The sequence below is a fragment of the Achromobacter sp. EB05 genome (genome assembly GCF_044232075.1).
In the GTDB taxonomy this organism is placed as follows: Bacteria; Pseudomonadota; Gammaproteobacteria; order Burkholderiales; family Burkholderiaceae_B; genus Achromobacter; species Achromobacter dolens.
The window spans coordinates 24,080-38,865 of record NZ_CP155917.1; the positions used below are offsets into that span (position 1 = coordinate 24,080).

At 68.7% G+C, this 14,786-nt stretch carries 13 protein-coding genes; 11 read left to right on the forward strand and 2 right to left on the reverse strand.

Translation table 11 applies throughout. The features are described 5' to 3' along the window. Position 1: 1 nt before the first annotated feature. The 8 genes from AAID08_RS00115 to AAID08_RS00150 all read left to right on the forward strand — a co-directional run bounded on the left by AAID08_RS00115 (position 2) and on the right by AAID08_RS00150 (position 7,919). Complete coding sequence (locus AAID08_RS00115; protein ID WP_049070352.1) at positions 2-889, forward strand: ABC transporter permease; 888 nt, start codon at positions 2-4, stop codon at positions 887-889. 15 nt (positions 890-904) lie between these two features. Continuing rightward, positions 905-1,699, forward strand: coding sequence for an ABC transporter permease (locus AAID08_RS00120; protein WP_054418835.1), 795 nt, complete (start codon positions 905-907; stop codon positions 1,697-1,699). Positions 1,700-1,736: 37 nt separating this feature from the next. Beyond that, positions 1,737-2,066, forward strand: a complete 330-nt coding sequence (locus AAID08_RS00125) for a (2Fe-2S)-binding protein (protein WP_054418833.1) — start codon at positions 1,737-1,739, stop codon at positions 2,064-2,066. Beyond that, positions 2,063-3,448: an NAD(P)/FAD-dependent oxidoreductase gene (locus AAID08_RS00130; RefSeq protein WP_064527380.1), complete on the forward strand. Its 1,386-nt coding sequence runs from the start codon at positions 2,063-2,065 to the stop codon at positions 3,446-3,448. The genes AAID08_RS00125 and AAID08_RS00130 overlap by 4 nt, the downstream gene beginning before the upstream one ends. Then, positions 3,445-4,617, forward strand: coding sequence for an NAD(P)/FAD-dependent oxidoreductase (locus AAID08_RS00135; protein ID WP_395757221.1), 1,173 nt, complete (start codon positions 3,445-3,447; stop codon positions 4,615-4,617). The genes AAID08_RS00130 and AAID08_RS00135 overlap by 4 nt, the downstream gene beginning before the upstream one ends. Beyond that, positions 4,614-5,681 carry an ABC transporter substrate-binding protein gene (locus AAID08_RS00140; RefSeq protein ID WP_054485421.1) on the forward strand — a complete coding sequence of 356 codons (1,068 nt, stop codon included), beginning with the start codon at positions 4,614-4,616 and terminating at the stop codon, positions 5,679-5,681. Before AAID08_RS00135 ends, AAID08_RS00140 begins: the two co-directional genes overlap by 4 nt. A 97-nt stretch (positions 5,682-5,778) precedes the next feature. Next, positions 5,779-6,717, forward strand: coding sequence for a glyoxylate/hydroxypyruvate reductase A (locus AAID08_RS00145; protein ID WP_343719844.1), 939 nt, complete (start codon positions 5,779-5,781; stop codon positions 6,715-6,717). A gap of 368 nt (positions 6,718-7,085) precedes the next feature. Continuing rightward, on the forward strand, positions 7,086-7,919 hold the full coding sequence (locus AAID08_RS00150) for a GyrI-like domain-containing protein (protein WP_395757222.1): 834 nt from the start codon (positions 7,086-7,088) through the stop codon (positions 7,917-7,919). A gap of 73 nt (positions 7,920-7,992) precedes the next feature. Here the strand turns inward: AAID08_RS00150 and AAID08_RS00155 are convergent, their stop codons facing one another. Next, positions 7,993-8,889, reverse strand: coding sequence for a LysR family transcriptional regulator (locus AAID08_RS00155; RefSeq protein WP_006389505.1), 897 nt, complete (start codon positions 8,887-8,889; stop codon positions 7,993-7,995). Between the two features lie 169 nt (positions 8,890-9,058). On the opposite strand from AAID08_RS00155, the gene AAID08_RS00160 reads away from it, so the two are divergent. The 3 genes from AAID08_RS00160 to AAID08_RS00170 are packed head-to-tail and all read left to right on the forward strand — an operon-like array spanning position 9,059 to position 13,860. Next, positions 9,059-10,039, forward strand: a complete 981-nt coding sequence (locus AAID08_RS00160) for a Bug family tripartite tricarboxylate transporter substrate binding protein (protein WP_395757223.1) — start codon at positions 9,059-9,061, stop codon at positions 10,037-10,039. 40 nt (positions 10,040-10,079) lie between these two features. Continuing rightward, positions 10,080-12,137, forward strand: a complete 2,058-nt coding sequence (locus AAID08_RS00165; protein WP_144656276.1) for a hydantoinase/oxoprolinase family protein — start codon at positions 10,080-10,082, stop codon at positions 12,135-12,137. Beyond that, positions 12,130-13,860: a hydantoinase B/oxoprolinase family protein gene (locus AAID08_RS00170; RefSeq protein ID WP_372413282.1), complete on the forward strand. Its 1,731-nt coding sequence runs from the start codon at positions 12,130-12,132 to the stop codon at positions 13,858-13,860. The genes AAID08_RS00165 and AAID08_RS00170 overlap by 8 nt, the downstream gene beginning before the upstream one ends. Here AAID08_RS00170 and AAID08_RS00175 read toward each other — a convergent pair. After that, positions 13,847-14,644 carry a GntR family transcriptional regulator gene (locus AAID08_RS00175; RefSeq protein ID WP_144656282.1) on the reverse strand — a complete coding sequence of 266 codons (798 nt, stop codon included), beginning with the start codon at positions 14,642-14,644 and terminating at the stop codon, positions 13,847-13,849. The genes AAID08_RS00170 and AAID08_RS00175 overlap by 14 nt on opposite strands. Between the last annotated feature and the right edge of the window lie 142 nt (positions 14,645-14,786).

Here is a 14,786-nt window from a genome sequence, read left to right on the forward strand (position 1 = left end):
CATGGCGACGCTGACCCAACCCGGCGCCGCCAGCGCGCCCAAGCCGCGCACCGACGGGCTGCTGGCCATCCTCGGTTCGATTCCGCTGGCGATCGTGTTCCTGACGCTGGTGCTGACGCCGCTGGCGTTGACGCTGGTGCTGTCGTTCCGTCCGTTCGACTACAGCGCGGGCATCCTGCCCGGGCACACCTTCGAACACTACCTGGCGGTGGTGACCGACGGCTATTTCCTGGAGATCTTCTGGCGCACGTTCTGGATCGCGGGCGTGACCACGCTGATCTGCGTGCTGATCGGCGCGCCCGAGGCCTACATCCTGTCGCGCATGGGCAAGCCGTGGCGCTCGATCTTCCTGCTGGTGGTGCTGTCGCCGCTCTTGATCTCGCTGGTGGTGCGCGCCTTCGGCTGGAGCATGCTGCTGGGGCCGGGCGGGGCCATCGGCCGCGCGGCCGCGGCGCTGGGCCTGGGGCCGTTGCTGTACACGCCTACCGCCGTCATCATCGGCCTGGTGCACGTGATGCTGCCGTTCATGGTGATCCCGGTGTGGACCTCGCTGCAGAAGCTGGACCCGACCGTGGAGCACGCGGCGCTGTCGCTCAACGCCTCGCGCTTGCAGACGCTGCTGCGCATCGTGCTGCCGCAGGCCATGCCGGGCATCCTGTCGGGCAGCCTGATCGTGTTCGGGCTGTCGGCCAGTTCGTTCGCGATTCCCGCGCTGCTGGGCGGACGCCGCCTGAAGATGGTGGCCACGGTGGTCTACGACGAATTCCTGACCGAATTGAACTGGCCGCTGGGCGCGGCCATCGCCATCGTGCTGCTGGTGGTCAACGTCGTCATCATGATGGCGTACAACCGCGTGGTGGAACGTTCCTACCGGCGCAGCCTGGGTTGAGCGAGGACAGCGATCATGCAGAAAAACGGTCCCTTCGCTCTCCTCTTCAATGCCCTGGTGGTGCTGTTCGTGCTGGCGCCGCTGGCCATCGTGTGCCTGGTGGCGTTCACGCCCGAGTCGACGCTGACGGTGCCGACCACGCAGTTTTCGCTGCGCTGGTTCCACGCGGTGTTCGAGCATCCCAACTTCATGCAGGCGTTCAAGAACAGCCTGTGGCTGGCGTTCCTGTCGGCCAGCATCGCCGTGTGCCTGGCGGTGCCGGCGGCCATCGCCATTACGCGTTACCGCTTTCCGGGACGCGATGCGCTCAACGGCCTGTTCCTGTCGCCGCTGATGATCCCGCACCTGGTGCTGGGCGTGGCGCTGCTGCGCTTTTTCGCGCTGCTGGGCACCACCGGCAGCTTCGGCTGGCTGGTGTTCAGCCACGTGGTGGTGATCACGCCGTATGTGATGCGGCTGGTGATCGGCGCGCTGGTGGGCTTTGACCGCTCGGTCGAGCACGCCGCGCTGTCGCTGGGCGCGAGCCGCGCCACCGTGTTCTTCCAGGTGACGCTGCCGCTCATCATTCCGGGCGTGTCGGGCGGCTGGCTGCTGGCCTTCATCAACAGTTTCGACGAACTGACCATGTCGGTGTTCATCACCGCGCCCTCGACCATCACGCTGCCGGTGCGCATGTACATGTACGCCACCGAGTCGATCGACCCGATGATGGCGGCCGTGTCGGCGCTGGTGATCGGCCTGACCGCGGTGACCATGCTGCTGCTGGACCGTGTCTACGGCCTGGACCGCGTGCTGGTGGGACAGAAATGACGATCACGCCGGGTACGCAACGGGAGACCCCGCCATCATGGCAATACTGAAACGCCTGGCCGAAACGGCCCGGCCCGCCGTCGCCTTCACGCTGGACGGCAAACCCTGCAGCGCGCTGGCCGGCGATACCGTGCTGACGGCGGTGCTGACGCAGGCCGAGCGCCTGCGCGTCTCGGAATTCGGCGGCGGGCCGCGCGCCGGCTTCTGCATGATGGGCGCCTGCCAGGACTGCTGGATGCAGCGCGAGGACGGCACGCGGCTGCGCGCCTGTTCCACCTACATCGAAGCGGGCATGCGCCTGCGCAGCGCGCCGCCGCGTGCGGAATACATGCCGGGCACGTTGGCGGCGGAGGGCGAGGCATCATGAACCTGATCCTGCCCGTGATCGTGGGCGCCGGCCCCGCCGGCATCCGCGCCGCGCAGACGCTGGCGGCCCAGGGCCTGCGGCCGGTGGTGCTGGACGAGGCGCCGCGCGCCGGCGGCCAGATCTACCGCCAGCCGCCGCCGGGCTTCGCGCGATCCAAGGCGGCGTTGTACGGCTTCGAGCACCGCAAGGCCGATGCGCTGCACCGCAAGATGGACGAGCTGGCGCCGCAACTGGACTACCGGCCCGGCAGCCTGGTGTGGAACGCCGAAGGCAAGACGCTCGATGTGCTGCGCGACGGCAAGAGCGCGCCCGTGCCCTACACCCATTTGATCCTGGCCACCGGCGCCACCGACCGCGTGCTGCCGTTCCCGGGCTGGCTGACGCCGGGCGTGTACACCCTGGGCGGTTCGCAGGTGGCGTTGAAGCACCAGGGCTGCGCCATCGGCGAGCGCGTCGCGTTCCTGGGCACCGGCCCCCTGCTCTATCTGGTCGCCTATCAGTACGCCAAGGCCGGCGCCCGTGTTGTCGCGGTGCTGGATACCTCGCGCTTCGCCGACCGCCTGGCGGCCTTGCCCGCCATGTTGCGCGCGCCGGGCCTGCTGGCCAAGGGGCTGTACTACATGGCCTGGCTGCGCGCGCATGGCGTGCCGATGGCCAGCGGCGTGCGGCCGGTGCGGGCCGAGGGCGAGACGCGCGTCACCGGGCTGGTCTACCGCCAGGGATCGCGGCAGCGGCGCGTCGATTGCGATGCCTTGGGCTACGGCCTGTCGCTGCGCTCCGAAACGCAACTGGCCAGCCTGGCGGGCTGCCAGTTCATTTTCAACGCGCGTGACCGTGCCTGGACGCCGCGCCTGGACGCGGCCGGACGCAGCAGCGTGGCCGGCGTGTACGTGGCCGGCGACGGCGCCGGCATCGGCGGCGCCGACGCGGCCGAGCTGGCCGGCGAGCGCGCCGCGCTCGCCTTGCTGGAGGATGCGGGCCGTGCGCAGCCGGCGCAGCGGGCGCGCGAACTCGAAGCCCGCCTGGCCGCCAACGGCCGCGTGCGCGACGCGCTCGAACGTGCCTTTCCGTTTCCCGAGGATTGGGCCGCCGACATCGCCGACGACACCGTGGTGTGCCGCTGCGAGGAAGTCACCGCCGGCACGTTGCGCGCGGCGGTCCACGGCACCGGCGCGCGCGAACTGAACCGCCTGAAGGCGCTGACGCGTGTCGGCATGGGACGCTGCCAGGGCCGCATGTGCGGCGCCGGCGCGGCCGAAGTGCTGGCGCAGGCCTGCGGCGCCGGGCCGGACGGCGTCGGCCGCCTGCGTGGCCAGCCGCCGGTCAAGCCGATCCCTGTGGATATCGTCTGTCTCGACCGCACGGAGAAGGCCGCGCCATGACCGAACGCATCGACACCGAAGTCGCCATTCTCGGCGGCGGCATCGTCGGCGGCAGCGCCGCGCTGTTCCTGCGCCGGCTGGGCGTGCCGGTGGTGCTGCTGGAGGCCGCGCTGTGCGGCGCCCGCGCCAGCGGCGTCAACTACGGCGGCGTGCGCCGCCAGGGCCGTGGCCTGGAGCAGATGCCGCTGGCGCGCCGCGCGCACGAGCTTTGGGGCCAGTTGCCGCAACTGATCGGCATCGACGGCGAATACGTACGCTCGGGCCACTTGAAGCTGGCGTGCTCGGATGCGGACCTGGACGCCCTGCACGCCTACCGCGCGCAGACCCGCGGCTTCGGCATGAATCTGGAAATGCTGGACCGCGCGGCGCTGGCGCGGCGTTTCGGCTGGCTGGGCGCGCACGTGGTGGGCGGCTCGTTCTGTCCCGAGGACGGCCACGCCAACCCGCGGCTCGTGTCGCCCGCCTTTGGCCGCGCCGCCCGCGCGCTGGGCGCAGACGTGCGCGAATCGACCCGCGTCACCGAAGCGGTCCATGACGGCGACCGCTTCATCCTGCGCGTCGGCGACGCGCTGGAGGTGCGTTCGCGCTTCCTGCTCAATTGCGCCGGAGCGTGGGCCGGACGCTTCGCACAGGACTTCGGCGAAGCCGTGCCCGAGACCGCGATCCATCCGCTGATGATGGTGACCGAGCCGCTGCCGCTGTTCATGGACGTCAGCCTCGGCATGCAGGGTGGCGGCATCTATGCGCGCCAGGTGGCGCGCGGCAACTGTGTCATCGGCGGCGGCCGCGCCGTGTCCGCCGGCCCCGATTACGCCCGTCCCGGCCGCGAGGCGCTGGGCCCGCTGATGGCCAACGCCGCGCGCCTGCTGCCGCCGTTGCGCGGGGCGCAGGTCATCCGCTTCTGGACCGGGGTGGAGGGCAACATGCCCGACCACAACCCGGTGCTGGGCCCCAGCGCCACCGTGCCGGGCCTGTTCCATGCCTTCGGCCTGTCCGGCGCGGGCTTCCAGATCGGCCCCGCCGTGGGCGAAGTGCTTTCCGAACTGGTCGTTAACGGCCGGTCTTCCATTCCCATCGACGCCTTCGGCATCGGACGATACACGGGGGCCGCTCACGGCCCCGTGGCTCGGTTGGGGCCTGTTCGTGAGCAAACGCTGGAGTCACCATGAAGCACAACAAACAGGGCGTTCGCCGCCCGTCCAAGGGGAAGTGGCTGCTGGGCCTGGCGCTGGCCGCGCTGTCGGCGGGCGCCATGGCGCAGCAGAAGACGCTGTACGTCGGCATGAACGGCGGCGACATGGAGCGCGCCTTCACGCAGTACGTGTTCCCGGATTTCGAGAAGGCCAACAACGTCAAGATCGTGGTGGTGCCCGGCACGTCCACCGACGTGCTGGCCAAGGCCCAGGCGTTCAAGGACAAGCCGCAGATGCACGTCATGTTCCTGGACGACGGCATCATGGCGCGCGCCATCTCCATGGGCCTGTGCGAGCCGCTCAACGACGATCCGGTGCTCAAGGACCTGTACCCCACCGCCGTCATGAAGGACCGCATGGCCGCGGGCATCGACATCGGCATGACCGGCCTGGGCTACAACACCCGCCTGTTCAAGGAGAAAGGCTGGGCCGCGCCGACCTCGTGGATGGACCTGGCCGATCCCAAGTTCAAGGGCAAGGTGGTGTTCCAGTCGGCCTCGGGCAGCACCTTCGGCCTGCACGGCTTCCTGATGTTCAACCGCATCCAGGGCGGCAATGACCAGAACACCGAGCCCGGCTTCAAGCAGTGGCCGTCCACCATCGGCCCCAACGTGCTGGAATACATCCCCAACTCGGCCAAGCTGGCCGAGATGATCCAGTCCAACGAAGCCGCCATCTTCCCGCTCACGCCCACCGCCATCGCCCGCCTGAAGAAGCGCGACATCCCGGTGGAATACGCCCAGCCCAAGGAAGGCTCGGTGATCCTGATGGTGGCCGAGTGCGTCATCGCCAAGAACAGCGAGCCGGAACTGGCGCAGAAGCTGGCGCTGTACCTGCTGTCGCCGCAGGCGCAGGCCAAGGCACTGGAAATGGGCGGCCATTTCCCGTCCAATAAGAACGTTCAACCGCCGGCCGGCACCGAAGAGGCGCTCAAGCGCTTCCAGGGCTACATGGCCAACGCCAAGATCCTGGACTGGGACCAGATCAACGCCACCCGTCCCGCCTTCAACGCGCGCTGGAACCGCACGGTCGAACGCTGAGGACAGGCACGCCTTCGTCCGCGACGCTGCGCGCGTCGCGGACGGCAAGGCACCGATCACACCCAGGGCGCGCGCGCCCTTCACGCAGGAGCGAGGCATGCGGCTCATCATCAGGTCTGGCGGCCACTCGGCCATGGAAGAATGGCGCGAGCAGTTCAAGCGCCACGCGCCCGATCTGGAGATCGTCAGTTGGTTCGACGACGTCGACCCCGCCTCGATCGACTACGCCCTGGTCTGGGCCCCCGACCCTGGCCGCCTGGCTACCTTCCCCAACCTCAAGCTCATCATCAGCGCCGGCGCCGGCGTCGACCACATCGTCTCCGACCCCGCCTGGCCGCGCCACCTGCGCATCGCCCGCATGGTCACCCCGCGCACCGAAACCGAGATGGCCGAGTTCGTGCTGACCAGCGCCCTGATGCTGACCCGCGACCTCAAGCGCGCCATCGACCAGCAGGCCCGTCGCCACTGGGAACTGTACGACTCGCTGCGCGTGGCCGCCGATATGCGCGTCGGCATCATGGGCCTGGGCCACCTCGGCATCGCCGCCGCCCGCCTGCTGGCCAAGGTCGGTTTCCCCGTCAGCGGCTGGTCGCGCGGCGCGACCACCTTGCCCGACGGCCTGCCCTCCTACGCCGGTCCCGACCAGTTCCCCGAATTCCTGTCCCGCACCGACCTGCTGGTCTGTCTGCTGCCCGCCACCGAAGCCACCCGCGGCATCCTCAACCGCGACACCTTCGCCCACCTGCCGCGCGGCGCCAGCCTCATCAACGCCGGCCGCGGTAGCCACATGGTCACGCAGGACCTCCTCGACGCCCTGGACGGCGGCCACCTGCACCAGGCCTTGCTGGACGTCTTCGACCCCGAACCCCTGCCGCCCGAGTCCCCCCTCTGGACCCACCCCAACATCATCATCACCCCGCATTGCGCCGCCATCCCCGACCGCCAGGAACGCGCCCGCCACACCGCCTGGCTCATCACCGCCAACGAACGCGGAGAGACCTTGCCCAACATCTACGACCCCGTTCGCGGCTACTGAAAACACCGCCAAGCAGTTGTCCACAGCTTGCGCTTTGCGCCAAAATCCCAAGGCCTGTGGAAAACTCGATTTCGTCCCCAGCATCCGCGAAGTGAAATCAATCGCAGCCCGGGGCGTCGTGGCATGGCGGTGCGGGGCGTGTAGATGCGCCCGACGGAAACCGAAGGGAGCCGAAGGCGGACGAGGTTGAGTATGGGGCAGTCCGGAGCGAACGCTCCGGACCGCAATCGTAGCCCCGCACCGCCATGCCACGGCGCCCCGGGCGTCTAAAGAACCCCGTTCCCCGCCAGCAAAAAACGGTTCAACAAAAAAACCGCAAAATCTGCAAACCAAGGCCGCCTACATTTGCTCCCCAAGGAGCCACGCACTTGAAACCCCAAACCCGCGCCACCTACGCCCACCGCCTGGACCCCGTCCTGCGCTGGCTGGCCAGCCACCCCGACGCCGACCCCGACCTGTATCAGTTGGCCGATCTGGCTTGCCTCTCGCCCTATCACTTCCACCGCGTCTACCGCGCCGTGATGGGCGAAACCGTGAACGCCACCGTGCAGCGCATCCGCATGCACCGCGCGGCCGTTTCATTGGGCAGTACCGGGGATTCCTTGCGTGACGTTGCGCAGCGCGCCGGCTACGAGTCGGACGCCGCCTTCAACCGCGCGTTCGGCGCGACCTTCGGCATCCCGCCGGGGCGCTACCGCGCGACCCGCTCCCGACCCTTCAACCCCAAGGAGCCAGGCATGTACCCCATCACCATCGAGACCTTCCCCGGCGCCGTGCTGGCCGCCCTGCCGCACCGCGGCAGCTACCAGGAAATCGGCCCGGTATTTTCCCGCGCCTTCATGCTCGCCGCCAGCCGCGGCCTGGCGCGTCCCGAGGCCATCGGCTTCGGCATCTACTTCGACGACCCCGAGCAGGTGCCGCCGGCCCAGTTGCGTTCGATGGCAGGCGTATCGGTCGCGCCCGACGCCGAGCTGGGCGACGAACTGGAACGCTTCGAGATCCCCGCCACCCGTTGTGCGATGCTGACCTACACCGGCCCGTACAACGAGATGGACAAGCCCTACAACTGGATGTTCTCGGAATGGCTGCCCGCCAGCGGCATGGTGCCGGCGGACTTCCCCATGTTCGAGCAGTACCTGAATGATCCGCGCACCACGCCGCCCGCGCAATTGCAGACGCGCATCTGCATGCCGTTGAAGTAAGCGCCGCAAGCCGCGCGATGGCCCGCGTTGACGTGGCCGTCGCGCGCGGCACGGGCTTGGCTTCGCGCCGCCGCTACCCCAGCACGCCCGCCAGGTACTGCCGCAGCCATGCATGCGCCGGGTCATCCTGGTAGCGCTCGTGCCAGTACAGCGACACGGTGATCGCCGGCAGGCTCAGCGGCGCCTTGAGCGTGACGATGCGCGCGCTGCCCGACATGGCCTTGGCGATGCTCACCGGCATCGTGGCGATGAGGTCCGAGGCCTCGACGATGAACGGGCACACCATGTAGCTCGACAGCGTCGCCACGATGCGGCGGCTGCGGTTCTGTCCCATCAGGATGCGGTCGATGGCCTTGCTGAAGTAGCGCGTGTGGGCCGCCAGGTCCAGGTGGCCGTAGCTCAGGTAGGCGTCCAGGTTCCAGCGCTTGCGCAGACAGGGATGGCCTTCGCGCACGATGCACACCGCCGGCTCCTGGTACAGGAAGCGCGTGCGCAGGTCCGGCGCCGGGTCCGGAAAGTAGCCGGCGATCAGCTCCACATGGTTGGTGTCCAGCATGCTCAGGCCGTGTTGCGGCCGGGCCGGCACGATCAGCAATTGGAAGTGCGGCGCGTCCACCGCCAGGCGCGGGATCAGCTTGGGCAGCAGCGTGTACTGCACGTAATCGGTGGCGTAGAACGACAGGCTGCGGGCCGAGTGCGCCGGGTCGAACACCTCGCGCGTGCGGGTGGCGCGGCGCCAACCTTCCAATAGCGGCAGAAAGCCCTGGTGCAGTTCATGCGCGCGTTGCGTCGGCTGCCACGCGCCCCCTTCGCGCACCAGCAGCGGATCGCCGAACAGTTGCCGCAGACGGTTCATCGCGGCGCTCATGGCGGGTTGGCTGATGCCGAGTTGCTCGGCCGCGCGCGACACATTGCGGCAGGTCATCAACGCGTCGAAATGCACAAGCAGATTCAGGTCCGGATGCTTCACCGCCGCCCACCTATAAATGGCATCTATATCAATATAAACCGCAAGGACTGCTGGCGCGCGCCGGCCAGGCCTAGGATGTTCCCGTTGTTGCAGTGAACCCGAGGCAATGCCTCTCAGGCCCGGCGTCCATGATCGGGCCGCAAGGAAGTTCTATCAACAAGGGGAAGTCATGAACGCAGCGTTCATTCGCAGTTGCTGTCTTGCATTCGGGTCGGCCGCGCTGGCCGCCGCCGCGCTACCGGCCCGCGCCGAGTGGCCCGACAAGGTGATCCGCATCGTGGTGCCGTTCGCGGCGGGCGGGTCCACCGACCTGATCGCGCGCAAGATCGCGGAGGGCCTGGGCCAGCGCCTGTCGGCCAATGTCATTGTCGAGAACCGGCCCGGCGCGGGCGGCACCGTCGGCACCGAGTACGTGGCGCGCCAGCCGGCCGATGGCTACACCATCCTGATGGGTTCGGTCAGCACGCACGGCAGCGCGCCCTGCGTGTATTCGAAGCTGCCGTACGACGCGCTCAAGGATTTCACGCCGCTGACCGTCGTCGCCACCATTCCCAACGTCATGTCGGTGAACCAGTCGGTGCCGGCCAACAATCTGCGGGAGTTCGTGGCGCTGCTCAAGAAGGAGCCCGAGAAATACTCGTTCGCCTCCAACGGCCAGGGCACCTCCAACCACCTGGCCGCCGAGCTGTTCAAGAGCACGGCCGGCGTGTCGATGGTGCACGTGCCGTACCGCGGTTCGGGCCCGGCGTTGATCGACCTGGTGGGCGGCCAGATCAACATGATGATGGACGTGGTGATGACGTCCTATCCGTATATCAAGGACGGCAAGATCAAGGCGCTGGCGGTGACGTCGCCGCAACGCTCGCCGATGCTGCCCGACGTGCCGACGGTGGCCGAGTCCGGCTATCCCGGTTACGAAGCGATGGTGTGGTTCGGCATGCTGGCCCCGGCCAAGCTGCCCGAGCCGTTGCGCGTCAAGCTGACCGATGCGCTGGCGCAGACGCTGCACGCGCCCGCCATGAAGACCTATCTGGAACAACAGGGCGCGCAGGTCTCGGACGTGGCCGGGCCGGCCTTCGGCGCCATGATCAAGAGCGAAATCGACAAATGGTGCGGCGTGGTCAAGCAGGCCGGCATCAAGCTGGACTGAGCGCCGCCGCGCCCTTCTTTTCATTCAGGGAAGCACAAGCATGTATCGCATAGGGATAGACGTCGGAGGCACGTTTACCGACTTCACGATGATCGACGAAGATCAAGGCATCGTGCATTTTCACAAGGTGCCGTCGACGCCGTCGGACCCATCGGAAGCCATCGCCACCGGCATCGCGCAGATGCTCAAGGACCATGGCGTGGCGCCGTCGCAGGTGTCGCATGTGGGCCATGGCACCACGGTGGCGACCAACCTCATCATCGAGCGCAAGGGCGCGCGCGTCGGCCTGATCACCACGCAGGGGTTTCGCGACGTGCTGGAGATCGGCCGGCAGACGCGGCCGCACCTGTACGACTACAGCGTCGGCAAGCCGCCGGTGGCGGTGCCGCGCGAGTTCCGCGCCGAGGTTAATGAACGCGTCAATGCGCAAGGCGAGGTGCTGACGCCGCTGGATGGGGACGCGGTGCGGGCGGCGGCGCAGCGCTTTGCCGCCGCCGGCATCGATGCCGTGACCATCTGCTTCCTGCATGCCTACCGCAACCCGGCGCACGAGCAACAGGCCGCGCGCATCGTGGCCGAGGAAATGCCCGATGCGTATATCAGCCTGTCGTCGGACGTGCTGCCGGAGTTCCGCGAATACGAACGCCTGTCGACCACGGTGCTGAACGCGGCGGTGGGGCCGAAGATGGCGCGTTACCTGGAACGCTTCCTGCAGCGCGTGCGCGAGCTGGATATCGGCCACGAGCCGCACACCATCCATTCCAACGGCGGCCTGATGTCGATCGCCACGGTGCGCCAGTATCCGGTGCGCACCTGCCTGTCGGGGCCGGCCGCCGGCGTGGTGGGCGCGGCCGCGGTGGGTCGCGCCATCGGCAGCCTGAACCTGGTGACGTTCGACGTCGGCGGCACCAGCACCGACGTGTCGCTGATCTGCGATGGCCGACCGTTGTTCACCTCGCACCGCCAGGTGGCGGGCTATCCGGTGAAGACGCCGATGGTGGACATCCACGTGATCGGCGCGGGCGGCGGCAGCATCGCCTGGCTCGACGACGCGGGCGCGCTGAAGGTCGGGCCGCACAGCGCCGGCGCGGTGCCGGGGCCGGTGGGCTACGGCCGCGGCGGCACCGAGCCGACCATCACCGATGCCGAGATCGCCTTGCAGCGCCTGAATCCGGTGGCGCTGCTGAACGGCCGCATGCCGGTGCACGCCGAGGCCGCGCGCCAGGTGATCGACGAACGCGTGGCGCGGCCGCTGGGCCTGACGCGCGAGGCCGCGGCCGAAGGCATCCTGCGCATCGCGGCGGCCAACATGAGCCGCGCCATCCGCGCCGTGTCGACCGAGCGCGGCCACGACCTGTCGCAATTCGCCCTGTATGCCTATGGCGGCGCGGGCCCGCTGCACGCGGTCGAGGTGGCCGAGGAATGCGGCATCCCCACGGTGATCGTGCCGCAGGAGCCGGGCACCATGTGCGCGCGCGGCATCCTGCTCAGCGACATCTCGTTCGACTTCGTGCGCAGCGAGATCGCGCTGGCCAGCGCGGAAAGCTGGGACGGCGTATCGACGATCTTCGACGGGCTGCGCGATCAGGCCGAGCGCTGGCTGGAGGAGGAACGCGTGGAACCGGCGCTGCGCCTGTACCGCAGCGCCATCGACGCGCGCTACGAGGGCCAGAACTTCGAGGTGCAGGTGGCGCTGGACGACACCGGCGCCGGCGGCTACGCCGAGTTCGCGCGCCGCTTCGCCGAGGCGCACGAGCGCGAGTACGGCTACACCGTCGACGACCGCAAGGTGCAGATCATCAACTGCCGCATGCAGGCGGTGGGCCAGGTGGTGAAGGCGCCGCTGGCGCCGCGCCAGGTCGATGGCACGCTGGACGGCGCCCGCATCGGCGAACGCCGCGCCTATTTCGGCGAGTGCCACGGCTGGCTGGACACGCCGGTCTATGACCGCGACCGCGTGCCCACCGGGGCGCGCTTCCGCGGCCCGGCGCTGCTGGAGGAAATGAGTTCGACCACCGTGGTCGGCGCCGGCCAGGACGTCGAGGTCGACGCCTACGGCAACCTGATCATCCATTTGCAAGGAGGCTCGCATGCGTGAAGCCCATGAAGCCAATCAAGACACCGGCGTGGCCCTGGCCGATCCGGTCGGCATGGAGGTGTTCTGCAACCGCCTGCTGTCGATCACCGAAGACATGAACAACACGCTGGTGCGGGCCTCGTTCTCGACCAACATCAAGGAACGCAAGGACTGCTCGGTGGCGCTGTTCGACGCCGCCGGCCGGCTGGTGGCGCAGGGCACGCAGATCCCGCTGCACCTGGGCTCGCTGGACGGCGCCATGGGCGCGATACTGCGCGCCTTCCCGCTCGATCAGATTCGCGACGGCGACGTGTTCATCTGCAACGACCCCTACCTGGCCGATGGCAGCCACCTGCCCGACATCAACATCGTCACGCCGGTGTTCTGGGAAGGCACGCTGCGCTTTTTCGCCGCCAACATCGCCCACCATTCCGATGTGGGCGGCGCGGTGCCCGGCTCGATCGCCGGCGGCCTGAAGTCGATCTTCGAGGAAGGCATCCGCATTCCCGCCTGCCGTATCGCGCGCGCCGGCGAGGTGGACGAGGATTTGCTGCGCCTGATCTGCGCCAACACCCGCGACCCCGAGGAACGGGTGCTGGACCTGCGCGTGCAGATGGCCACCAACCGCCGTGGCGCGGCCGCGGTGCAGGGCCTGATCCGGCAGATGGGGCTGGCGGCGGTGCTGCGCTCGGTCGATGACGTCATCACCTACACGCGCCGCCGCCTGCTCAACCGCATCGGCGAGCTGGCGCAGGGCAGCTACACCTTCCGCAGCGACCTGGACGATGACGGCATGGGCGGCGATCCGGTGCCGATCCAGGTGACGCTGACGGTCAGCCGCGACCGCCTGCATTTCGATTTCGAGGGTTCCGGCAAGCAGGCGCGCGGCGCCATGAACCTGCCGTTCAACGCGCTGCGGGCCTGCGTGTATTACGCGGTCAAGGCGCTGTTGGATCCGGACCTGGCGCCCAACGCCGGCCTGTTCGATCCGATCAGCGTGTCCGCCCCGGTCGGCACCATCACCAATCCCGAGCATCCGGCGGCGGTGGGCGCGCGCTCGATCACCGCGCAGAAGGTCGCGGGCGCCATCTTCGGTGCGTTCCGCGGCCTGCTGCCGGCGGAAAAGACCATGGCGTCCAGCAACGACTGCTGCCCGGCCATCGTGTTCTCGGGCCGCTGGCGCGAGCGCGCCGGGCACTTCGTCTACCTGGAGACGCTGGGCGGCGGGGCCGGCGCGCGCTACGACAGCGATGGCATGGACGCGGTGCACGTGCACATGACCAATACCTCCAACCTGCCGGTGGAAGCGCTGGAAAACGAGTATCCGCTGCTGATGGACGAGTACGCCATGATCCCCGATTCCGGGGGCGCCGGCCGCACCCGCGGCGGCATGGGTATCGCCAAGCAGATCCGCGCGGTCGGACCCGGCATCGTTTTCTCGGCGCGCTCGGACAGCCACACGGTGGGCGTGGCCGCCGGTGTCGATGGCGGCGCCGACGGCCGCCGAGCGCGGCTGGTGCGCAATTTCGGCACGCCCGCCCAAGAGGAGCTGTTCTCCAAGACCGCCAACATCACGCTGGCGCCGGGCGAGAGCGTGCGCATCGAGACCCCGGGCGCGGGCGGCTACGGCCCCGCGGCCGAGCGGGCCCGCAACCGCATCGAGCGCGACCTGGCCGACGGCAAGATCAGCCCGGAAGCGGCGCGCGCGGCCTATGGCTACGAAGCCCCCGCTACGCCACGTTGAGCGACATCGAGTACTTCATCTTGTCATGCGGAAAAGTGGTGATCGTGGCCAGCAGCAGCACCCCGCCGCTGCCGTAGTAGCGGCGGGTGATGACAAAGCCCGCCGTCTGCGGTTCGACCTGGAGCTGTCTGGCGATCCCCGCCGCGATGGGCGTGGCCGAGAATTCCTGGTTGACCTCGTGGATGCGGTTGCCGAAATGATCTTCGATCAGCCGCAGCAGCGAAATGCGCGGCTGGATGTCGGCGCGCAGATCGGAATGCGCCGGGTCGGCATAGATCAGCGTGCACGCCACCGGCGTGTCCTGGTCGCCCAGCGTCTTGATGGAGTTGATGTGCAGCCACGGCTGGCCGGCCTCGGCGCCCAGGCTCTCGGCCAGCCGCTTGGTGAGCTTGATGGTGCGCACGTCCTGCACCAGCAGCGCGGCGTTGCGCGCGTACTGCAGCAGGTCGGGAAACTGCGAGATGCGTTGGGTGAAGCGGGTGCTGGCGTGGGCGGTCTCGACGCGCGTGCCGACGCCGGGTCGCCGCGACACCATGCCGGCCACCGTCAGCATGCGGATGGCCTCGCGGATGGTGTGGCGGCTGGCGCCGAATTGTTCGCACAGTTCGTGTTCGGTCGGCAGCAGCGTCATGACCGGGTAGCGGCCGCTGCCGATGTCGCGCGCCAACTGCTGGTAGATGCTCTTGTAGCGCGGACCGCCAGCCTCGTCGTCCGGCCCCGTGGCCTGGCCGCGGGCCTCGCGCGCGGCGGCCGGGTCGGGCGCGCGTTCGGAGGATCGGGTCATGGGGTGGCTCCTTTTCTCGTTCTATCGGGGTTTGTACGGACAATAACCCATTGACAGGGCCCGCCTCGCGGATCCATTATTTGTCCGGACATTCATGTACGGACAAATTGTACGGCGGACATGAGGTCGCGGGGCAAGCGGG

Bases quoted from the DNA above. Each gene is read 5' to 3' on its own strand.
- AAID08_RS00120 (WP_054418835.1), top strand. From the start codon at position 905: ATGCAGAAAAACGGTCCCTTCGCTCTCCTCTTCAATGCCCTGGTGGTG.
- AAID08_RS00145 (WP_343719844.1), top strand. From the start codon at position 5,779: ATGCGGCTCATCATCAGGTCTGGCGGCCACTCGGCCATGGAAGAATGG.
- AAID08_RS00140 (WP_054485421.1), top strand. From the start codon at position 4,614: ATGAAGCACAACAAACAGGGCGTTCGCCGCCCGTCCAAGGGGAAGTGG.
- AAID08_RS00125 (WP_054418833.1), top strand. From the start codon at position 1,737: ATGGCAATACTGAAACGCCTGGCCGAAACGGCCCGGCCCGCCGTCGCC.
- AAID08_RS00130 (WP_064527380.1), top strand. From the start codon at position 2,063: ATGAACCTGATCCTGCCCGTGATCGTGGGCGCCGGCCCCGCCGGCATC.
- AAID08_RS00160 (WP_395757223.1), top strand. From the start codon at position 9,059: ATGAACGCAGCGTTCATTCGCAGTTGCTGTCTTGCATTCGGGTCGGCC.
- AAID08_RS00115 (WP_049070352.1), top strand. From the start codon at position 2: ATGGCGACGCTGACCCAACCCGGCGCCGCCAGCGCGCCCAAGCCGCGC.
- AAID08_RS00165 (WP_144656276.1), top strand. From the start codon at position 10,080: ATGTATCGCATAGGGATAGACGTCGGAGGCACGTTTACCGACTTCACG.
- AAID08_RS00135 (WP_395757221.1), top strand. From the start codon at position 3,445: ATGACCGAACGCATCGACACCGAAGTCGCCATTCTCGGCGGCGGCATC.
- AAID08_RS00175 (WP_144656282.1), bottom strand. From the start codon at position 14,644: ATGACCCGATCCTCCGAACGCGCGCCCGACCCGGCCGCCGCGCGCGAG.
- AAID08_RS00170 (WP_372413282.1), top strand. From the start codon at position 12,130: ATGCGTGAAGCCCATGAAGCCAATCAAGACACCGGCGTGGCCCTGGCC.